This window comes from Paraglaciecola mesophila (genome assembly GCF_009906955.1).
GTDB lineage: Bacteria > Pseudomonadota > Gammaproteobacteria > Enterobacterales > Alteromonadaceae > Paraglaciecola > Paraglaciecola mesophila_A.
Map to the genome: position 1 here is coordinate 1546888 of NZ_CP047656.1, position 18113 is coordinate 1565000.

At 43.2% G+C, this 18113-nt stretch carries 16 protein-coding genes, 1 tRNA gene, 2 rRNA genes and 1 riboswitch (1 of these 20 running past the window's edge); of the genes, 7 read left to right on the plus strand and 12 right to left on the minus strand.

All coding sequences use genetic code 11. The features are described 5' to 3' along the window. Positions 1-37 precede the first annotated feature (37 nt). Positions 38-943 (plus strand): LysR family transcriptional regulator, encoded by a 906-nt coding sequence (locus FX988_RS06625; protein ID WP_160178896.1) that lies wholly within the window; start codon positions 38-40, stop codon positions 941-943. A 199-nt stretch (positions 944-1142) separates the two neighbouring features. Further along, on the plus strand, positions 1143-1388 hold the full coding sequence (locus tag FX988_RS06630) for a YdcH family protein (RefSeq protein ID WP_160178897.1): 246 nt from the start codon (positions 1143-1145) through the stop codon (positions 1386-1388). Positions 1389-1458: 70 nt separating this feature from the next. On the opposite strand, the gene FX988_RS06635 is transcribed toward FX988_RS06630, so the two are convergent. Beyond that, positions 1459-2271 carry an SDR family NAD(P)-dependent oxidoreductase gene (locus tag FX988_RS06635; RefSeq protein ID WP_160178898.1) on the minus strand — a complete coding sequence of 271 codons (813 nt, stop codon included), beginning with the start codon at positions 2269-2271 and terminating at the stop codon, positions 1459-1461. Positions 2272-2782: 511 nt separating this feature from the next. On the opposite strand from FX988_RS06635, the gene FX988_RS06640 reads away from it, so the two are divergent. The 4 genes from FX988_RS06640 to FX988_RS06655 all read left to right on the plus strand — a co-directional run bounded on the left by FX988_RS06640 (position 2783) and on the right by FX988_RS06655 (position 5132). Continuing rightward, complete coding sequence (locus FX988_RS06640) at positions 2783-3049, plus strand: helix-turn-helix transcriptional regulator (protein ID WP_160178899.1); 267 nt, start codon at positions 2783-2785, stop codon at positions 3047-3049. 29 nt (positions 3050-3078) lie between these two features. Further along, on the plus strand, positions 3079-3759 hold the full coding sequence (locus FX988_RS06645; protein WP_254700737.1) for a hypothetical protein: 681 nt from the start codon (positions 3079-3081) through the stop codon (positions 3757-3759). Positions 3760-3839: 80 nt separating this feature from the next. Next, positions 3840-4595 (plus strand): hypothetical protein, encoded by a 756-nt coding sequence (locus FX988_RS06650; RefSeq protein ID WP_160178901.1) that lies wholly within the window; start codon positions 3840-3842, stop codon positions 4593-4595. Between the two features lie 282 nt (positions 4596-4877). After that, positions 4878-5132: a helix-turn-helix domain-containing protein gene (locus tag FX988_RS06655; RefSeq protein ID WP_006993853.1), complete on the plus strand. Its 255-nt coding sequence runs from the start codon at positions 4878-4880 to the stop codon at positions 5130-5132. Positions 5133-5176: 44 nt separating this feature from the next. Here the strand turns inward: FX988_RS06655 and rimI are convergent, their stop codons facing one another. The 9 genes from rimI to FX988_RS06700 form a co-directional block, all read right to left on the minus strand. Beyond that, a complete protein-coding gene (rimI, locus tag FX988_RS06660) occupies positions 5177-5620 on the minus strand; it encodes a ribosomal protein S18-alanine N-acetyltransferase (protein WP_254700738.1) in 444 nt (147 codons plus the stop codon). 1 nt (position 5621) lies between these two features. Then, entirely contained in the window at positions 5622-6140 is a 519-nt protein-coding gene (locus FX988_RS06665) for a DNA polymerase III subunit psi (protein ID WP_160178902.1), read from the minus strand. Positions 6141-6578: 438 nt separating this feature from the next. Further along, positions 6579-6655 (minus strand) — tRNA-Trp (locus tag FX988_RS06670). A gap of 73 nt (positions 6656-6728) precedes the next feature. After that, a complete protein-coding gene (locus tag FX988_RS06675; RefSeq protein WP_254700739.1) occupies positions 6729-7418 on the minus strand; it encodes a phosphotransferase in 690 nt (229 codons plus the stop codon). Between the two features lie 127 nt (positions 7419-7545). Beyond that, positions 7546-8175, minus strand: a complete 630-nt coding sequence (gene pnuC, locus FX988_RS06680; RefSeq protein ID WP_160178904.1) for a nicotinamide riboside transporter PnuC — start codon at positions 8173-8175, stop codon at positions 7546-7548. Continuing rightward, positions 8175-8432 (minus strand): hypothetical protein, encoded by a 258-nt coding sequence (locus tag FX988_RS06685; protein ID WP_160178905.1) that lies wholly within the window; start codon positions 8430-8432, stop codon positions 8175-8177. Before FX988_RS06685 ends, pnuC begins: the two co-directional genes overlap by 1 nt. Positions 8433-8447: 15 nt before the next feature. Then, positions 8448-10511 carry a TonB-dependent receptor gene (locus FX988_RS06690; RefSeq protein WP_160178906.1) on the minus strand — a complete coding sequence of 688 codons (2064 nt, stop codon included), beginning with the start codon at positions 10509-10511 and terminating at the stop codon, positions 8448-8450. 73 nt (positions 10512-10584) lie between these two features. After that, a riboswitch (TPP riboswitch) is annotated at positions 10585-10689 on the minus strand. An 86-nt stretch (positions 10690-10775) separates the two neighbouring features. After that, positions 10776-11681 carry a hypothetical protein gene (locus FX988_RS06695; protein ID WP_160178907.1) on the minus strand — a complete coding sequence of 302 codons (906 nt, stop codon included), beginning with the start codon at positions 11679-11681 and terminating at the stop codon, positions 10776-10778. After that, positions 11681-12088 carry an acyl-CoA thioesterase gene (locus FX988_RS06700; protein ID WP_160178908.1) on the minus strand — a complete coding sequence of 136 codons (408 nt, stop codon included), beginning with the start codon at positions 12086-12088 and terminating at the stop codon, positions 11681-11683. The genes FX988_RS06695 and FX988_RS06700 overlap by 1 nt, the downstream gene beginning before the upstream one ends. A gap of 67 nt (positions 12089-12155) precedes the next feature. Between FX988_RS06700 and FX988_RS06705 the strand changes: the two genes are divergently transcribed. After that, positions 12156-14306: a tRNA(Met) cytidine acetyltransferase TmcA gene (locus tag FX988_RS06705; RefSeq protein ID WP_160178909.1), complete on the plus strand. Its 2151-nt coding sequence runs from the start codon at positions 12156-12158 to the stop codon at positions 14304-14306. A gap of 846 nt (positions 14307-15152) precedes the next feature. Here the strand turns inward: FX988_RS06705 and rrf are convergent. Beyond that, positions 15153-15268 (minus strand): 5S ribosomal RNA (gene rrf / locus FX988_RS06710). A 264-nt stretch (positions 15269-15532) separates the two neighbouring features. Continuing rightward, a 23S ribosomal RNA gene (locus tag FX988_RS06715) occupies positions 15533-18113 on the minus strand; it runs 304 nt beyond the window's last position.

An 18113-nucleotide genomic window follows, 5' to 3' on the forward strand; every position in this document is an offset into this window, starting at 1 on the left:
TGTATACAATCAGTTTTTAGATTTAGTTGATAATAGAATGAATATTGAACACCTTAAGCTTTTCGTGCGTATCGCTAGGACCTGCAACATCAGTGCTGCGGGCCAAGAACAAGACTTGTCACCCGCTGTGGCCAGCGCATATATAAGCAAGCTAGAAGAAAATTTAGGCGTACGTCTTGTGCATCGTACGACGCGTAAGGTGTCATTAACCGAAGAAGGTGAAGCGTTTTTACCTCATGCAGAAGAGATACTGACCAATATTGAAACCGCGCGAGCATCTATTGGTGACGGAGAGCACAACCCTAAAGGTGTTTTAAGAGTGACTGCTCCAGCCTCTTTTGGGCGTATGCACATTGTGCCCGCATTAGAAGAATTTTTAGCGCGCTACCCTGAACTGTCGGTAGATTTTCGCTTTAATGACTCCATTGTCGATTTAGTCGAAGGCGGTTTTGATATCGCTATTCGCGATGCCGCGTTGAAAGACTCTAACCTGATTGCACGTAAATTAGCGCCTGATCGTAGAATTGTATGTGCTTCCCCAAAATATATTAAAGAATATGGCGAACCAAAAACGCCACAAGATATTGCTAACCATCAATGTGTTAATTTGATGGGGCTAGATACGTGGGAATTCGAGGCAGAAAAAGGGTCTATCAGTGTAAAAGCCGATGGTAAAATTCGAATCGATAATGGCGAAGCAGTTAGGGATGCTGGTATTGAAGGTGCTGGCCTTGTTATGTCGTCTATCTGGTGTGCTTATCAAGCACTACAATCAGGTCAACTTGTGCAAGTACTAAAAGAATATCCAATGGTATCAAAAACAGCAATTTGGGCGGTCTACCCGAGCAATCGCCAGTTAGCGCCAAAAGTCAGAGCATTTATAGATTTCTTTTTGGATTATTATGGGCAAACTCCTTATTGGGAAAAGGCTATAGAAGATTAAGCAAAACTTTGAGTTCTCAAAATGGCGTGTTTGCTTTTCTATTAGTGAAATAAACCATGATGTGGCTCTAGGATATTTCCCCTTATTTGATTGACAAAGTAGGTCATCGTCCCTATCTCTTTTGTAAGTCTGGCAAACCATAAATAAGTATACCGTTTATCGTTTGCGTCAGGTTTTTCCATCATTTGAAGGAGTTATTATGCTAGGCGAAAATCATTCACTAAATAGCGATTTCCCAGAATTAAAAGACACCATAGCGGCATTGAATAAGAACGACACCACATTTGCAGAAAAAGCCAAAGAATATGAAGAACTGGACAAGGAGATCCGCGTATTAGAGCTTAAAGATGCGCCGATTGATGACGAAGCCATGCACCAATTGAAGCACGACAGAGCGGTATTAAAAGATGTGCTTTATCAACGTTTATTGAGTGAAAGTAAATAACAGATATGGGCATTTAGAGGGTGAAGTACATGGTATTTCACCCCATGTTTTGCTATTTGCAATAGACTTCTTATCCAGACGTAATACGCTGTATAATTTGGTCCATTGTGCTCATGAGTGCCGTGTTCTTTTGTTCATTGAGCGCGTCAGGATGAGGTTGAGCAAATTGGGCAATATCATTGTCGTAATATTGGCCGGAAGCGTCTATAAATTCATCCGATAATGCCGCTCTACTTAAAATATCCGCGCCAACACGTAAATCACTACCAGCCATCCCATAAGCATCTTTGACCATCTTACTACCTAGCAACGATTTAGGGTTGACCGAGACAACCACAGGTCCCTTTTCAGCTAACGACAACCCTAGCTGACGAGACCACATCGTTAGCGCAAGCTTACTTTGCGCATAGGCTTGTGAATCATTTAGCACTTGTTGACCGGCTAACGCCGCCAAACTAACCGGCGCCTGTGCTGCTGAGGATACATTCACCACGCGAGAACTTCTATCAAGTATTGGCAGTAATGCTTTTGTTAGGATATAGGGTGCGAGAGTATTGACCACAAATCTTACATCTAGCTTATCTTCAGTCATGCTGGAGGGCACTTTAAACACGCCCGCATTATTAATCACCGCATCAAGTGAACGGTACTTTGCTTTAATGGTGCTTGCTAGCTTGGTTACATCATCCAAATTCGCCATATCAGCCAAATAGCACGGGGCTTTATTAGTGGTTGCACCAGCACTTAACGTTATTTGTGCATCTTTTAATTTACTACTGTTTCGACCATGTAACAGAACAGTATGACCTGCAGATAGCAACATTTTTGCAGTCTCAAAACCTATGCCATCTGTGGCACCTGTCACTAAAATTGTTTTACTCATAACTGTCTCTCCAAGAGGTTAAAAAATTTTTAGCGATCACTCGCAATGCATTTGCTTTCTTTCGTTTTGTGTTAAACATCAGCGCTGCATTTAGCAAACCTTATTAAATTAACACTCCAGTATCTCCTTGATAATGAGCAATCCAGGGGAATCAGTATTTAGAATTAGTTAATAATGACCAAAGAAGCAGGACAAACAAGGCCGTAATTGGCACAGAATTTAGAACCCCATAGGATTGGAGTATAAAGGAGATTCCTAGTCATAATTATTCAAGGTGTAAGGCGTAAATCCTATGCCTAGCGCACGACACAATCACCCACCGTGCTGTAACGTCTGGCATCTAACATCCGGAAACCTATAGAGAAATTACTCATAGAATAATTCTTTTTCTTTGTTAAAAGCGATTTACAATCTGTCAACATTGCCTTATATTCGAGTCAATAGGGTAACTTTTTCGCCCGCACATCCACTAAAATATACGATTAGCTCATATTTAGGAAGCCAACTCATTATGTCTCGTAGAAAAAAGTTCAGCGGTGTACAACTTAAATCGCTTCGCAAAGAAGCTGGATACACCCAAGGCGAACTGGCAATACGGGTTGGTATCAGCCGAGAAACAGTTTCTGCTATAGAAAATGAAAAACCCGAAACGATGAACAGTATTGGGGTTGAGGTAATCAGTAAGTGGTGGGCGGTTTGCCGCCAAAAAGCGTCAGAACAAACCCGTGAATCTTTCTTTTCAACAGTCATGGATTATTTCGGCTTCAATCACAGCTAATGCTAGTTCGCGCGTACCTACCCAAGATAATGACAGCCCTCTTTGGAGGGCTTTTTATCGCCGCGGGAATTTTAACCTTTCAAAATCCAGCGGCATTCGATATTTTATTCATAGCTATTTTGATATTTACTGCGAGCATTTGTAAAAACGACACTGATGTACTTGGTGTTATAACGATTATTTTATTGCTACGCGCACTTGATGAGACAGTTTGGTTTTTTATAAATGGTAACGTTGAAACTAAATTTTTACTGTATTCATTCGGCCTAGGGATCTCCTATTATTTGAGACATGACTGGGCTGCTAAATTATTATTGGTTGTTACGCTGATAATTTCAGCTATAGAAATTTACTGGTTTATTACCGAGTACCCACCGCCAGAAATTTACTGGAATGTAGCGCTAATAATTGTCACTCTAATTGCTAGGAATCTTATATTTTCTAGAGTAAGCATCACTGAAAGTTGGTTTAATTTAAGTTCTAAATCAATAAATTTAGATTGGACAATATTTAGGTTATACGGGTTGTCTCTTATTGTACAAGTATTAGTTGTCTTGGAGTATTTAATAAGACACCTAACTAACTCCCCCCAAGTAGTTTTTTTCTATTATGCGAACCCTTACATAATGCAGGTAATTTCAATGTTAGCGATATGGGTAACATTCCAAGAAAGTTATAAGCTCCTCCTGCCAAGATTATTAAAAGCCTAAAACTCCACATCTGCTGATAAAAACGACATAATCTAATTTGCGAATATTCGCTTTAAATATGATAAGTCGAGGAAGTACAGATGAAGAAAATAATTTTGGCCGTTGGTTTTTCACTTTTTTCAGTTGCTGCAAATAGCTCTAATGATAATAGAAAAGAATATATTAATTATATTTGTAATTCACAACTTACAGTTAATATCGCTCACAATTTTTCGGCTATAAATAATGACTCAGCTAGTAAGTCACTCACATCAGCTATGGTCAGCGGAAAAATGAAACCACCTGTTCTCGCTATGGTTAGCGGGAAAATGAAACCACCTGTACTCGCTATGGTTAGCGGGAAAATGAAACCACATGTAATCGCTATGGTTAGCGGGAAAATGAAGCCACCTGTACTCGCTATGGTTAGCGGGAAAATGAAGCCACCTGTACTCGCTATGGTTAGCGGGAAAATGAAACCACCTGTACTCGCTATAGTTAGTGGGAAATTGAAACCACCTGTTCTGGCTATGGTTAGCGGGAAAATGAAACCACCTGTTCTGGCTATGGTTAGTGGTAAAATGAAACCACCAGTACTGGCTATGGTTAGCGGTAAAATGAAACCACCTGTTCTGGCTATGGTTAGCGGGAAAATGAAGCCACCTGTCCTCGCTATGGTTAGCGGGAAAATGAAACCACCTGTTCTGGCTATGGTTAGTGGTAAAATGAAACCACCTGTACTCGCTATGGTTAGCGGGAAAATGAAACCACCAGTACTGGCTATGGTTAGCGGTAAAATGAAACCACCTGTTCTGGCTATGGTTAGCGGTAAAATGAAACCACCTGTACTCGCCTAATTGCAAAAGACAAAAGTACAATAAAACACCAGATACCAGTTAAAAATAAGATTAGCCTCACTGGATGAGGCTGACTTTACAGTGTAATCACCACCAATATCGAGCCTTAAATAGGTAATTATCCCACCCAAACTAACCGCAAAAAATGTGAAATTAATTCACCTTGTGGAATCCATTCCACATTTGTTCGCATACACTGCGCCTGACAATAGAAAAACAGAGTTTTTTTATATGCTGTTTTAGCTCTGTTGTAGTTTCAATAATATTATGAGGAATAAAAGCATGTATATCACAGGTGCAGATCTTAGAAAAATGAGACAAGACGCTGGTTTAACTACGGTTAAAATGGCAAAACTTGCTAATGTTAAAACACGTAAAACCTATGAAAACTGGGAAAAAGAAATTGGCAGCCCTAGCATGAACCAATTCATTGCTATGTGTGTTGGTTGTAATTACAACTCTTCGAAGTTTGTAAAGTTAGCGATTGAACGTCAAGATCCTACTCAACAACTAAATATTTCTTCCGCTCGTAGATAATGAATTCGATGTGAAGCCCGCAAGGGCTTCATCGATTTTTTTGGTTATTCTGTAGCACCTAACGCTAACCTCATCATCAAAGCGTCTTCCTGCCCTTCCTGCGTTTTATAATACCCTTTACGACGTTCTATTTGTTCAAATCCAAATGCTTCATACAGCCCAATGGCAGCAAAATTAGAAGCTCGCACTTCTAGCCAAACGTAATGTATATTGCTTGCTTTACATTGTGCTAAAAAATGTGACATGAGCACTCTACTCAAACCACGTCCCCGATAAGATGCATCAACCCCTATATCCATTAATGTCGCTTCATCCAATACAAATAGTGCCACGTACAAGCCAACTACAGTATTATCTTGCTGCAACGCATACGCTTGGTAGTTATCGGTAAAACAATCTGCGAATACAGATTCTGACCAAGGGTGCGAGTGTCCATTACAATGAATGGAATAAGCCTGATAGTAATTTTGAGCGTTAAGCTTTAGCACGTTAAGTATCATTGAGCGAAAAGCGAGATAAAAATGTCCATAATTGCTTTTTATTGGCTACCGACAGGCCTTTATTCAATGGAGGGGTTGTGAGTAAGCGCCCTTTTAATGCGACTTTTTCATCAATATCCCAGGCGAGAAGATAATCTGAATACTCTGCGCTATTGACCTTAGAGATCAACTCGGGTCCCTCAGTCGGCAGCTCAATACTGAGTAAAACATCTTTCACGAGTGAACTAGGCACGCTTGCAAGGTTAAATCCTAATACAACGCTATTGGGCACCGACTTTCTTACAGGCGCTTCGTCAGGCTGAGTTTTAAAACGTTTTATCGCGTCAGGTATTGGGCTAGTTTTTTTATTTGCAACCTTATTAGGTGCCTGAATGTTCGAGGCTACATTTTGTGTAGGGGTCTCAGTATTAAGACTCTCTGGACTTTGGGCTTGCCAAGTAGCAATGCCTAATTCGCCAAGAACAGCGCGTTGATACGAGCTAAGTGTATTGTGAGTTTTTGTATTCATTGGTGTAGATTATCACGATATCTAAATAGAGGAAGTATTCAAGTTTCAAATTTATCCCTGAAAATAACTGAAAAACACCCTGAAGAATATTCGGTAATAAGCGGAACGCGGTTCCCGGAACGCGGTTCTCGGAACGTGTTTACCGAAAAAGCATCACAACTTTATCTAAAAAGTTGTCAAACCCCATGGGGCTTCTCACCCTCCAATCGGGTAAAAAAGTTATTTTAAATTCAAGGGTGATTTGACTGAAGAGTGAAGCTGAAAAATTGGCAGGGGTGGAGGGATGTACTCACATACTTCCCTGTACCTGACCGTAAACGGCGCTGAGCGGTACAAATTGTTCCAGACAATTTGTCAAACCCCATGGGGCTTCTTACCCTCCAATCGGATAAAAAAGTTATTTTAAATTCAAGGGTGATTTGACTGAAGCTGAAAAATTGGCAGGGGTGGAGGGATTCGAACCCCCAGCCATCGGTTTTGGAGACCGCTGTTCTACCAATTGGAACTACACCCCTGCTGAGCTGCTGAATTATACGGAACAAGGATAAAAGGTAAAGTGCTTTTATTGGTAAAACTCACGGTTTGAGTTCAACCGCTTAAATTATCGCCAGTAGAATTTTGTGAAGTCGCCAGTTGATTCGCCACAGCGTACCAAAGTCGACTCGTTAAACTAACCAAAGGCAGCATAAGCGTGGTTTTTTCTATCACCAATGAGAGGGGTAATTTAGCATATTGCGCATAACTTGCTAGCAAACACGCCTGCTGTTGAGGTACAAGCTTGTTCACATCGATACAGGCAGCAAGGTCAAAATAACGATTTGATAATGCGCAATATTCCCAATCGAATATGAGCCGTGGCGTATTCGTTGTGACATGCTCGAGTGATAAATCATTATGACAAAAGACTAATTCTTCTTCTAAGACTGCATACCAGCTGTTCGCCAGTGTTTTCGCTTCTTCACGCTCATCCCCATATTGCTCCCGAGGCAATTGAGCTAAATACCCTGTCCATTGTGCTGGTAAATCAAGTGCCTGACCAGCGATACACAGACCATGAATACGGTGCAAGGTATTGGCTAATGTGTGGGCTTTAGATTCGTTACTTATATTGCTATCTACCAGAGTTTTACAATCCACCCAGCCGTCGAGTTGAAAGCCCGCAGTTGTAGATAAATAAACAGGCTCGCAGGCCATGCCCTTTTGCCAAATCTTTTTCTGAACATCAAATAGATGTTGTCGAGCAAGTTGATTGACTTGATCAGATTCGAAGGTTTTCATGAAAAATCGATTCGAAGGTGTTGTTAAACAATAACTTGAATTGACCGCCCCTCCCTTTTTCACTTGTCTCAAGCTGAACCCGTTTCGACAATAATTAAGGGAGGCAAGTTCAGCTAACTGCCCGGAGTTAAGCTGATACCGATGGGGCATAGCGCTTACCTATAAATTGTCGTCGCCAATTGATATACCCATAGACTGCAAACAGCACATAAAAAATAAATAGTACGCCAGTCATATACATCTCTTTGGCAAAATAGAGGTAACAAGCGAAACTATTGATTACTACCCAATACAGCCAATTCTCCAGAACCTTGTGCGCTACCATCACAGTAGTATAAACGCTAAATACAGTGATAAATGCATCTAAGTTAAGATACTCAGAATCTAGCCACATGCTGGCAAAACTCGTAAATCCAAATGCAACAAGGGACAATAAAGCTATGCGCAGTAAGTGCTTTCGAACAGACCAGCTTTGAATCGCTAACGCATCGCTCTCACATCGCTTCCATTGCTGCCAACCATATACCGCCATTAATAAGTAATAGGCATTCAAGAGAGTATGAAATAGCAACGAAACTTCCCAAAACAGCCACGTGTATATGCCTGTGCTGACTAATGCACAAGGCCAGCACCAAATATTCTCTCTAGCAGCTAGCCACACGTAAGCAACGGCGAGTATCACCGCCGTTGCTTCTAGCCAAGGCAGTGCAACAAACTGCTGTGCAATATTATCGAACAGCTCAACTAAGCTTGGCATTACACATCGCTACTCATTTTCTCACCATTTAAAAACTTACAAACAAATATTGCTTGCCCTACTTCTTGATGACTTCGCTGCATTTCCTTGGCTAATACTTGCATGGTCGCTAAATAGTCACCGCTTACTAAGGTACTCGTCGCACTAGTTACAACCTTCAAGTGGCCATATTCGTTTAAACGATCAATAAAGGTTTGTATTGGCTCAAGGTATTGTTCGTTCAGTGGGTACATTGAAATTTCTGCAACTAATTTCATTATCAAATCCTTATATTAAAAGCTGTACTGGGCGCTAATGCCGATTTGGCGGCCGTCACCTAGTTGATAGTATGGTTCCGGCGTAGCGTAACCTTCTCGTGGGTCATTGTTAAATCCACCGAAACCACGCACGTAGTACGTCCGATCAAACACATTTTTTACCCATACAGAACATGACCAATCTTGCACATCAAAGCGTACTGCGGTATTCACCAATACATAAGAAGGGGATTTTTCATCATGACCATCTGAAAAGCGGTACTCGTCTTTCCCATCTGCATCTATTGACCAGCTGATTTGCTCAGATAACTGCACATTCGCACCAATATTGAAGGTATAATTCGGTGCTTGTGCTTGGTCTTGCTTATCGACAACAGATCCATCGGCTAAGGTATAATCTTCAAAAGTAGCGTCCAACCAACCAAAATTAGCATGTAAATAAATACTGTCATTTGCCTGCCAACCGGTTTCTAATTCATAGCCCCAGTTAGTACCTGTATCTGCGTTACCTATTATATCGATGAATGTGGCACTGCCATCTACACGCGTTTGCACGTCATAATCATTGACTTGGGTATCTTCTCTGTCCATATAAAAAACGGCCATACGGATAAACGCGTCGTAGTTAATAAAATTACCTTTTACCCCAACTTCATAATTCCAGTTGTACTCTGGCTGATATATGCGTCTTTGTTCACTGACTCGCTCATCAGGATTAAAGCCAGCAGCCTTGTACCCTCTTGATACGCTGGCATAAACTGAGGCGCTATCGATACTGTAATCGAGTACGGCTTTGCCACCGACCAAGGTTTTATCATTGCTTTGACTGAAGCCGCTAATATCACGGTAGTCAATTTCAAAACGGTCAGCTCGAAGGCCTAAACGAAGACTTAGTGAATCTGTTAATTGCGTATCCACTTGAGAATATACGGCAACGTTATCTTGTTGGTACTGACTTGTGAAATCACCATCCGCGTAGGTATATTGACGTAGCAGGCTTTCATCCATAGATTTTGAATACAAACCAAATAACCATTGGGTAGAACCATTGAATAATGTTGACTTATCGTTCGATAACAAACGTATGTCGATGTTATCTGTGTCACGCTCTCTAAAGTAGCTATCTACAGAAGAATATTCATCAGGGTGAAATCCTACATAGGTCCAATCTTCATCATAGCTGTACCCCATATCTGATTCCGATTGGCTCAGAATAATAAATACATCAGTCAATTCGGTATTTATTTCAGTTTTAAGTCCCAGTGCATGGGTTTCTTGACGATCGAAGCCAGGCTCATCAGCTCGCGACTCTCGAGTATTTTCAAGAGAAAACGCATCATAGCCATTGTCGATATCGAAATATTGATAGTTGAGGTCAAATGTCAGCCAATCTGTTGGTAGATATTTCAATTTTACTCTTGAGGTAAATTCGTCAAGATTGTCAGTATCATCGCGATTTAAAAATGTGTTTTCAACAAAGCCATCGCTTTTGAACTGTTGTACTGCGACTCGGTAAAACAAATTATCGGTAATGGCATTACCGTAGGCGCCGCCTAGACTCCAAGTATTTTGTTCCGCTAGAGAGAACGATAACTTTCCGCCTTGCTCAGGCCCTGCATCTACCGTTTTGACCTTTATCACACCCGCCATCGCACTTGCGCCGAATTCGGTTGCTTGTGGGCCTCTTAAAATCTCTACTTGCTCAACATCAAACAAGGTGCCCACGCCAGCAATGCCCGAGAAATCAAAATCATCCACTAAAAATCCAACTGACGGATTACTTGGCTCTGAAAACTGACTGCGCTCACCTATGCCACGAATTTGAATAAAACGTCCGCGTGATGCTCCACTGGCAAAATTAATGTTGGCACCCACGTTCAAAATTTCTTCTAAGTGTTGTGCTTGGCGAGCTTCAATTTGTGAATCGCTCAGTATGGTTGCACTGGCAGGGATGAACATTAACTCTTGCTGACGAAAGTCAGAACTGACAGTAATACGCTCTATGTCTTTTGACTCTTCAGCGTGACTAGCGAAACTGGATGCGATAGATAAAGCAAGTAAGGTAGAACAAAACTTCATTGGGATCTCTTCAGTAAAAGTTGAAAAGATCCGGCTTTGCGGCAGATAAATGGGAGATGTTTACATATGAAGATGTGAACGAAATAACCATTCCTACGCCGGTATTATCCGGATCAGGTGTTAGGGTCATATCTTAATGCAGATAAATCTCAGCCTTTCGGCACCCCTTGGTCGTTAACAAAGAATCAATCACTTTAGCTAACGGCGACAGTGTAGCAATACTGTCACCCAGCGCAAGCGCTGTTTAGCAGTGTATTAAAAGCATCAGGTTAGTTTGTTACTCGCTAGGGTAAGCTTGACCAATTTACTGCTGCTGAAAATAGAAGATTCTTGGGTAAACCATATTTGCCCTGAAGGGTGTGCGCACACACCTTCTACTTGGCCGTACCCAGCAAGTGATATCGTATCAATTAGTGCAAAATTGTCGTCAAGCAACACCATGAAAGGATCCCCAAACCCTACGCGCTTCGAAGGATAACCAACCAAAACATAACGATGATTCGCCTTGTCGTAGTCCGCACCGGTGATCACTCCTGGAATGCCTTCTATTGTGATATTGGCGCTGAGTTTCTGCTTGCTTTCATTTTTATCGAGCAAATACACGTTAAGGAGATCGGTACGCCAGCTTTTTGAAAATAAAACTAAATGCTCATCGACGGCCACCAAGGCTTCCGCGTCAAAGTCATGATTTAGCGATTCATTTTCTTTAGGGCGATTTCCTTCATAAGACACACTAAGTGTTTGCGTTTTCTTGGTATCGCTCTCACTGCGAGGGAATTTATAAATAACCACATTTTTACGCGTGCCTCGGTTATTACCGATGTCCCCTACGTAGAAAAAAGCATCATCTGCTGTTAGTGCTTCCCAATCTCTGTTTTTCACGTTTTTTGGTGTGCGCTCAGATACAATCTCCGCCTTTTCATTCAGTTGAAAAATAATCGGCGCATTTCCAGAATCATTTAAGCTGTAAACACGGTCGAGAGACTCGCAATATAAGGCAGAACTTTCCTCTAACACTCCTGGTAAAGAAAGTGTCTCGACGACTGAAAACTTTGATTGGCCAGCAACCGCACAACTGTTAATAGATATAAAGCTTAACGCCAGTGCAAGCCAAGATTTTCCTGTGATTGACTCAAAGGCAGTGTTTCTTTTAAACGCCGTGCTCCGCATTAAATTAACCCTTTCATTTCCAGTTTTGCTCGCGCTTGCAGTTCCTCAAATGTTTTGCCGTGAGCGACAGGTAAACGTGTTTCCCGATCAACTCGTACAAAAACGATATCGTCTGCGAGACATATCGTTTTTTTGGTCTCTTTGTTTCTTACTAAGCACGTCACAGTAATAGAAGTACGACCAACCTGCTTGGTTTCTAAACCAAACTCAACAACATCTCCCTGTAAAGCAGGAGATTCAAAACTAATTTCCCCAATATGTTTCGTCACTAACTGGTTAGTTTCCAATTGGCAAATTGCGTAGATCGCAGACTCTTCATCGATCCACTCTAACGCTCTCCCTCCAAATAACGAGTTGGCATAATTAAGGTCATTGGGCATCACTAATCGTCTTGATAAAAAGCGCATTCGTATTCCTTGGTAACTTTGCTTAAACTGGCGGTAATTTCCGGCACATTGTACAGATAATATCAGCGTGGATTTACACTTTAAAATAGAAGAATGGGCAAAACAGCGAAAAAGCGCGATTTTTCATCGCCAATTAGCGGTGATCAGTGGACCAAAAGAATGGGCTGAAAATCAAGCGCAAAGTTTAGCCAGCATGATTACCCTTTCTGATAAAGAAACCTTGTGGGTAGGGGATAAGCCAGATAAAGAGCCCCCTGTTAGCCCTAAAGCTTATAGACAATATTTAGGCACTGAGTACGCTACGGTTATTTTTAATTGCTTTTCAGGTATAAGTGCAAACGCGCTCATGGCCTTTAGCGGCACGATTCAGGCTAATGGCTTAATGATAATATTATGTCCTGAATTCAACCGATGGCCGCTCTTTACTGATCCCCTTTCTAACTCGCGCTATTCCTACGGTTTCACTCAAGTCTTAGAGCCGAGTCGATTTATCAAACGTCTGATTTCAATGATTGAGGAAGATGACGATACAGTGATTATCACTCCTACTTCGTTTTCAGGATGTAATAAGGAGGTATCGACTGCTGAAATAAATCGAAAACTCAATAGCACAACTCCAGAACAAGAGCATCTGATTAGCAGCATTTTGCGTTTCAGGACTGGACATAGAAAGCGACCTTTAGTCATAACCGCAGATAGAGGTAGAGGAAAATCATCTGCCCTTGGTCTTGCAGCGCGAACGTTAATTTCAAAACACGCTAGTCATATAATCATAACGGCGCCAAACAAACGTAATGTCGAGCAAGTTTTTGCATTTGCTAATATCGAACAAAACGCTAATAACCAGCATCCGCTAGTATTTGTCGCTCCGGATGCGCTAATTGAAGATGATTACCAAGCGGATCTGTTATTTATCGACGAAGCGGCTGCGATCCCATCTTCTATACTAAAAGCACTCTTAAATAAGTATTCCAGAGTGGTTTTAAGTTCAACGGTGCACGGATACGAAGGAGCGGGCCGCGGCTTTGAATTACGCTTTAAGCCTTATTTAGAAAATGAGTATAAAGGTTGGAAGAACCTAATGCTCAAAACACCGATACGTTGGTATAAGGATGATTGTTTAGAACACTTCTGGTTTCGCGTTTTTATCATGGAAGATTCAACTTCAGGCGCCTGTTCGGATCCGTTAATTGAGTGCAGTAATCTAACTCCAGAAATGAGCGGTAATAAAAGCCTTGCAAAGCACTCAGTTGACTATGCGTTCATAGAAGCCACAAAAGATCTTTTAGCGAGCGCTCCACATATTCTAAAACAAGTATTCTCATTACTCATTAACGCCCATTATCAAACCAGCCCCGATGACCTACTAAGATTACTTGACGCCTTTGAACAACGTATATTTGCCTGTACTCTAGGCGACGAAGTAATTGGCGTCGCATTGATTTGTTCAGAAGGCGGAAGTGCACTTAGTGAAGTATCTCAAGGGATCATAAATGGAAGTAGAAGAGTAAATGGTCATTTGGTCGCGCAAAATTTGGCTTTACATTGTGCCGATGACGCCTTTGTAAAAATAGAACAATGGCGCATTGTACGAATAGCCGTTTCTAATGCTTATAGACGCAAGCATTTGGCAAGCGCATTATTAACTTATATTGAAGCTTCCGCGAAAGAGCTAGGGATCACGCTACTTACAAGTTCGTTTGGCGCAACACCAACACTACTTAACTTTTGGACGCATAACCAATACCTCCCACTTAAGCTCGGGTTTAAGCGTGATGCCTCAAGTGATGAAGTGAGTTTAATCGTTGGTAAGCCATTAACTGATTTGACTGCGACCTTGCTAAAAACCGCACAGATACAATTTAGTGAGGAGCTTGTCTACCACGCAGCACGTTATCATCAAAGTATGGATACGAGGCTACTAACACATCTATTAACTCACTGTCAGCCAAAAGAGCTAGGTTCACATACTAACCAGCGGGTTCAACAATATCTGATATCTAATACGCCTTACATGTCGTTCTCTCAAGCGTTAGCTACATACGTATTGCATAAGCTGACATGTATTGAATGCCCCAGCCAGATCCCACAGGAATCATATATTTTAGTTGCCTCACTTATACAATTTAAAACAACGAAAGCCTTAGTCAATGAATTTAAATTAAGCGGTAAAAAAGAGTTAAGTACTAACATAAAGAATGCTGTCGCGAAAATGTAGTAGCGTTTAGCGTCACGCTTTTTCTTTTATTAAAATACAGCGTACATGATACTGCGAAATAAAGGTGAAGTCGGAGGCTTTTGCGAAGCCTAGCTTTGCGCGACAGCGCATATACGAAAAAGCCCTGACCATTTTTTGTTCAGGGCGTTTTCGTGCAATGGGAGTCTGGCGGTGTCTTCCGACAACCGTATTGTCTCGCAGCGCGGCTGTCGCATGGGGGTGAAGACGGAGGCTTTTGCGAAGCGCAGCTTTGCCCGACTGAACGACATTCATGGGTGAAAACGGCTATCTGGAGCACCGCTCCAGCCGTTTGAACGACCGACATGGATGTCGGGCTGGACTGAGCTACAGGGAAGTATGTCACCTAGCCGTCTACTACGTTAATAAGCTTTAAAATGCGATTTCGACTACAGTTGATTTTTTCTATAGCACAAAAACGAAAAAAGCCACCCGATTAAGGTGGCTTCATTCTAAATGGGAGTCTGGTGTCGTCTTCCGGCAACCGTATTGTCTCGCAACGCGGTTGGCGCATAGGATGCCGCGCAGCGCGGCTGTCGCATGGGGGTGAAGACGGAGGCTTTTGCGAAGCGCAGCTTTGCCCGTCTGAACGACATTCATGGATGAATGGCTGGCGCGCAACACCAGGGATGGGTTGTTCTTCAGGTTTCACACAAAGAACTAGAGTCGAATGCCCTTGATGGATTTGGTTTCTTCATGTGGGGGTAGCGTTGCGCGACAGCGCTTAGGAAAAGGGCTATCCGTTGATGCCGTATCAACCTTGCAATACTTTATCCTGCACATGCAAAAAAGGGCCATCCTTACGGATAGCCCTTTTTCTAAATGGGAGTCTGGCGGTGTGCTACTCTCGCATGGGGAAACCCCATACTACCATCGCCGCTAATGCGTTTCACTTCTGAGTTCGAGATGGGATCAGGTGGGGCCGCATCGCTATGGCCGCCAGACATAAACTGTTATTTATCAAGCCTTAGCTCAATAAATTCAATATGTAAAAGCTGATGCCGTTCCTTTTCAGGTCTGGCTGTAATCATCGCTAAATCTCTTTAGTCTTACTCTTGATTTCAATACTTGTCATACATACAACGTTCAAACATTTTATCTATCCCTAACTTTAGCGAGTAGGTAAATGGTTAGGAAGGTTTCCTTCCGTTTAAGCCATTTAACACGACTCGTTCGTTAGAACGATATAAAAGTCACTTGGGCGTTGTATGGTTAAGCCTCACGGGCAATTAGTACAGGTTAGCTTAACGCCTTGCAACGCTTCCACATCCTACCTATCAACGTCGTAGTCTTCAACAACCCTTTAGGACAGTTAAACTGCCAGGGATGACTCATCTTGGGGCTCGCTTCCCGCTTAGATGCTTTCAGCGGTTATCGATTCCGAACGTAGCTACCGGGCAATGCTCTTGGCAAAACAACCCGAACACCAGCGGTTCGTCCACTCCGGTCCTCTCGTACTAGGAGCAGCTCCCCTCAATCATCCAACGCCCACACCAGATAGGGACCGAACTGTCTCACGACGTTCTAAACCCAGCTCGCGTACCACTTTAAATGGCGAACAGCCATACCCTTGGGACCGACTTCAGCCCCAGGATGTGATGAGCCGACATCGAGGTGCCAAACACCGCCGTCGATATGAACTCTTGGGCGGTATCAGCCTGTTATCCCCGGAGTACCTTTTATCCGTTGAGCGATGGCCCTTCCATACAGAACCACCGGATCACTATGACCTACTTTCGTACCTGCTCGACGTGTCTGTCTCGCAGTTAAGCTGGCTTATGCCATTGCACTAACCTCCTGATGTCCGACCAGGATTAGCCAACCTTCGTGCTCCTCCGTTACTCTTTGGGAGGAGACCGCCCCAGTCAAACTACCCACCAGGCACTGTCCGCATTCCCGATTAGGGAACAACGTTAGAACATCAAACGTACAAGGGTGGTATTTCAAGGATGACTCCACGCAAACTGGCGTTCACGCTTCAAAGTCTCCCACCTATCCTACACATGTAGGGTCAATGTTCAGTGCCAAGCTATAGTAAAGGTTCACGGGGTCTTTCCGTCTAGGTGCGGGTACACAGCATCTTCACTGCGATTTCAATTTCACTGAGTCTCGGGTGGAGACAGCGTGGCCATGGTTACACCATTCGTGCAGGTCGGAACTTACCCGACAAGGAATTTCGCTACCTTAGGACCGTTATAGTTACGGCCGCCGTTTACCGGGGCTTCGATCAAGAGCTTCGCTTGCGCTAACCCCATCAATTAACCTTCCGGCACCGGGCAGGTGTCACACCGTATACGTCATCTTTCGATTTAGCACAGTGCTGTGTTTTTAATAAACAGTCCCAGCCACCTTTTCACTGCGGCCCCCATTCGCTCAGAGAGCAAGTCTCATCACAAACAGGGGCGTACCTTCTCCCGAAGTTACGGTACGATTTTGCCGAGTTCCTTCACCCGAGTTCTCTCAAGCGCCTTAGTATTCTCTACCTGACCACCTGTGTCGGTTTGGGGTACGGTTCGATATATCATAAGTTTAGAGGCTTTTCCTGGAAGCAGGGTATTTGCAACTTCAACTCCGTAGAGTCTCGTCTCGTGTCTCAGGCATGTAGAAGTCCGGATTTACCTAAACTTCAACCCTACACACTTTCACATAGACAACCAACGCTATGCTTGCATAACCTTCTCCGTCCCCCCATCACTGATATACCAAGTACGGAAATATTAATCCGTTTCCCATCGACTACGCATTTCTGCCTCGCCTTAGGGGCCGACTTACCCTGCCCTGATTAGCATGGGACAGGAAACCTTGGTCTTCCGGCGTGCGGGTTTTTCACCCGCATTATCGTTACTCATGTCAGCATTCGCACTTGTGATATGTCCAGCAAACCTCTCAGTTCACCTTCAGCCACTTACACAACGCTCCCCTACCACGCAAAGTAAACTTTGCGTCCGCAGCTTCGGTATATTGCTTAGCCCCGTTACATCTTCCGCGCAGGCCGACTCGACTAGTGAGCTATTACGCTTTCTTTAAAGGGTGGCTGCTTCTAAGCCAACCTCCTAGCTGTCTTAGCCTTCCCACATCGTTTCCCACTTAGCAATAATTTTGGGACCTTAGCTGGCGGTCTGGGTTGTTTCCCTCTTCACGACGGACGTTAGCACCCGCCGTGTGTCTCCCGGATAGTACTCACTGGTATTCGGAGTTTGCAAAGGGTTGGTAAGTCGGGATGACCCCCTAGCCTTAACAGTGCTCTACCCCCAGTGGTATTCGTCCGAGGCGCTACCTAAATAGCTTTCGGGGAGAACCAGCTATCTCCCGGTTTGATTGGCCTTTCACCCCCAGCCACAAGTCATCCGCTAACTTTTCAACGTTAGTCGGTTCGGTCCTCCAGTTGATGTTACTCAACCTTCAACCTGCCCATGGCTAGATCACCGGGTTTCGGGTCTATACCTTGCAACTAAAACGCGCAGTTAACACTCGCTTTCGCTACGGCTCCCCTATTCGGTTAACCTTGCTACAAAATATAAGTCGCTGACCCATTATACAAAAGGTACGCAGTCACAGAACAAGTCTGCTCCCACTGCTTGTACGTATACGGTTTCAGGTTCTATTTCACTCCCCTCACAGGGGTTCTTTTCGCCTTTCCCTCACGGTACTAGTTCACTATCGGTCAGTTAGGAGTATTTAGCCTTGGAGGATGGTCCCCCCATATTCAGTCAAGATAACACGTGTCCCGACCTACTCGATTTCACTTAAAATTCGCGTTCGTGTACAGGGCTATCACCTTGTATCGCT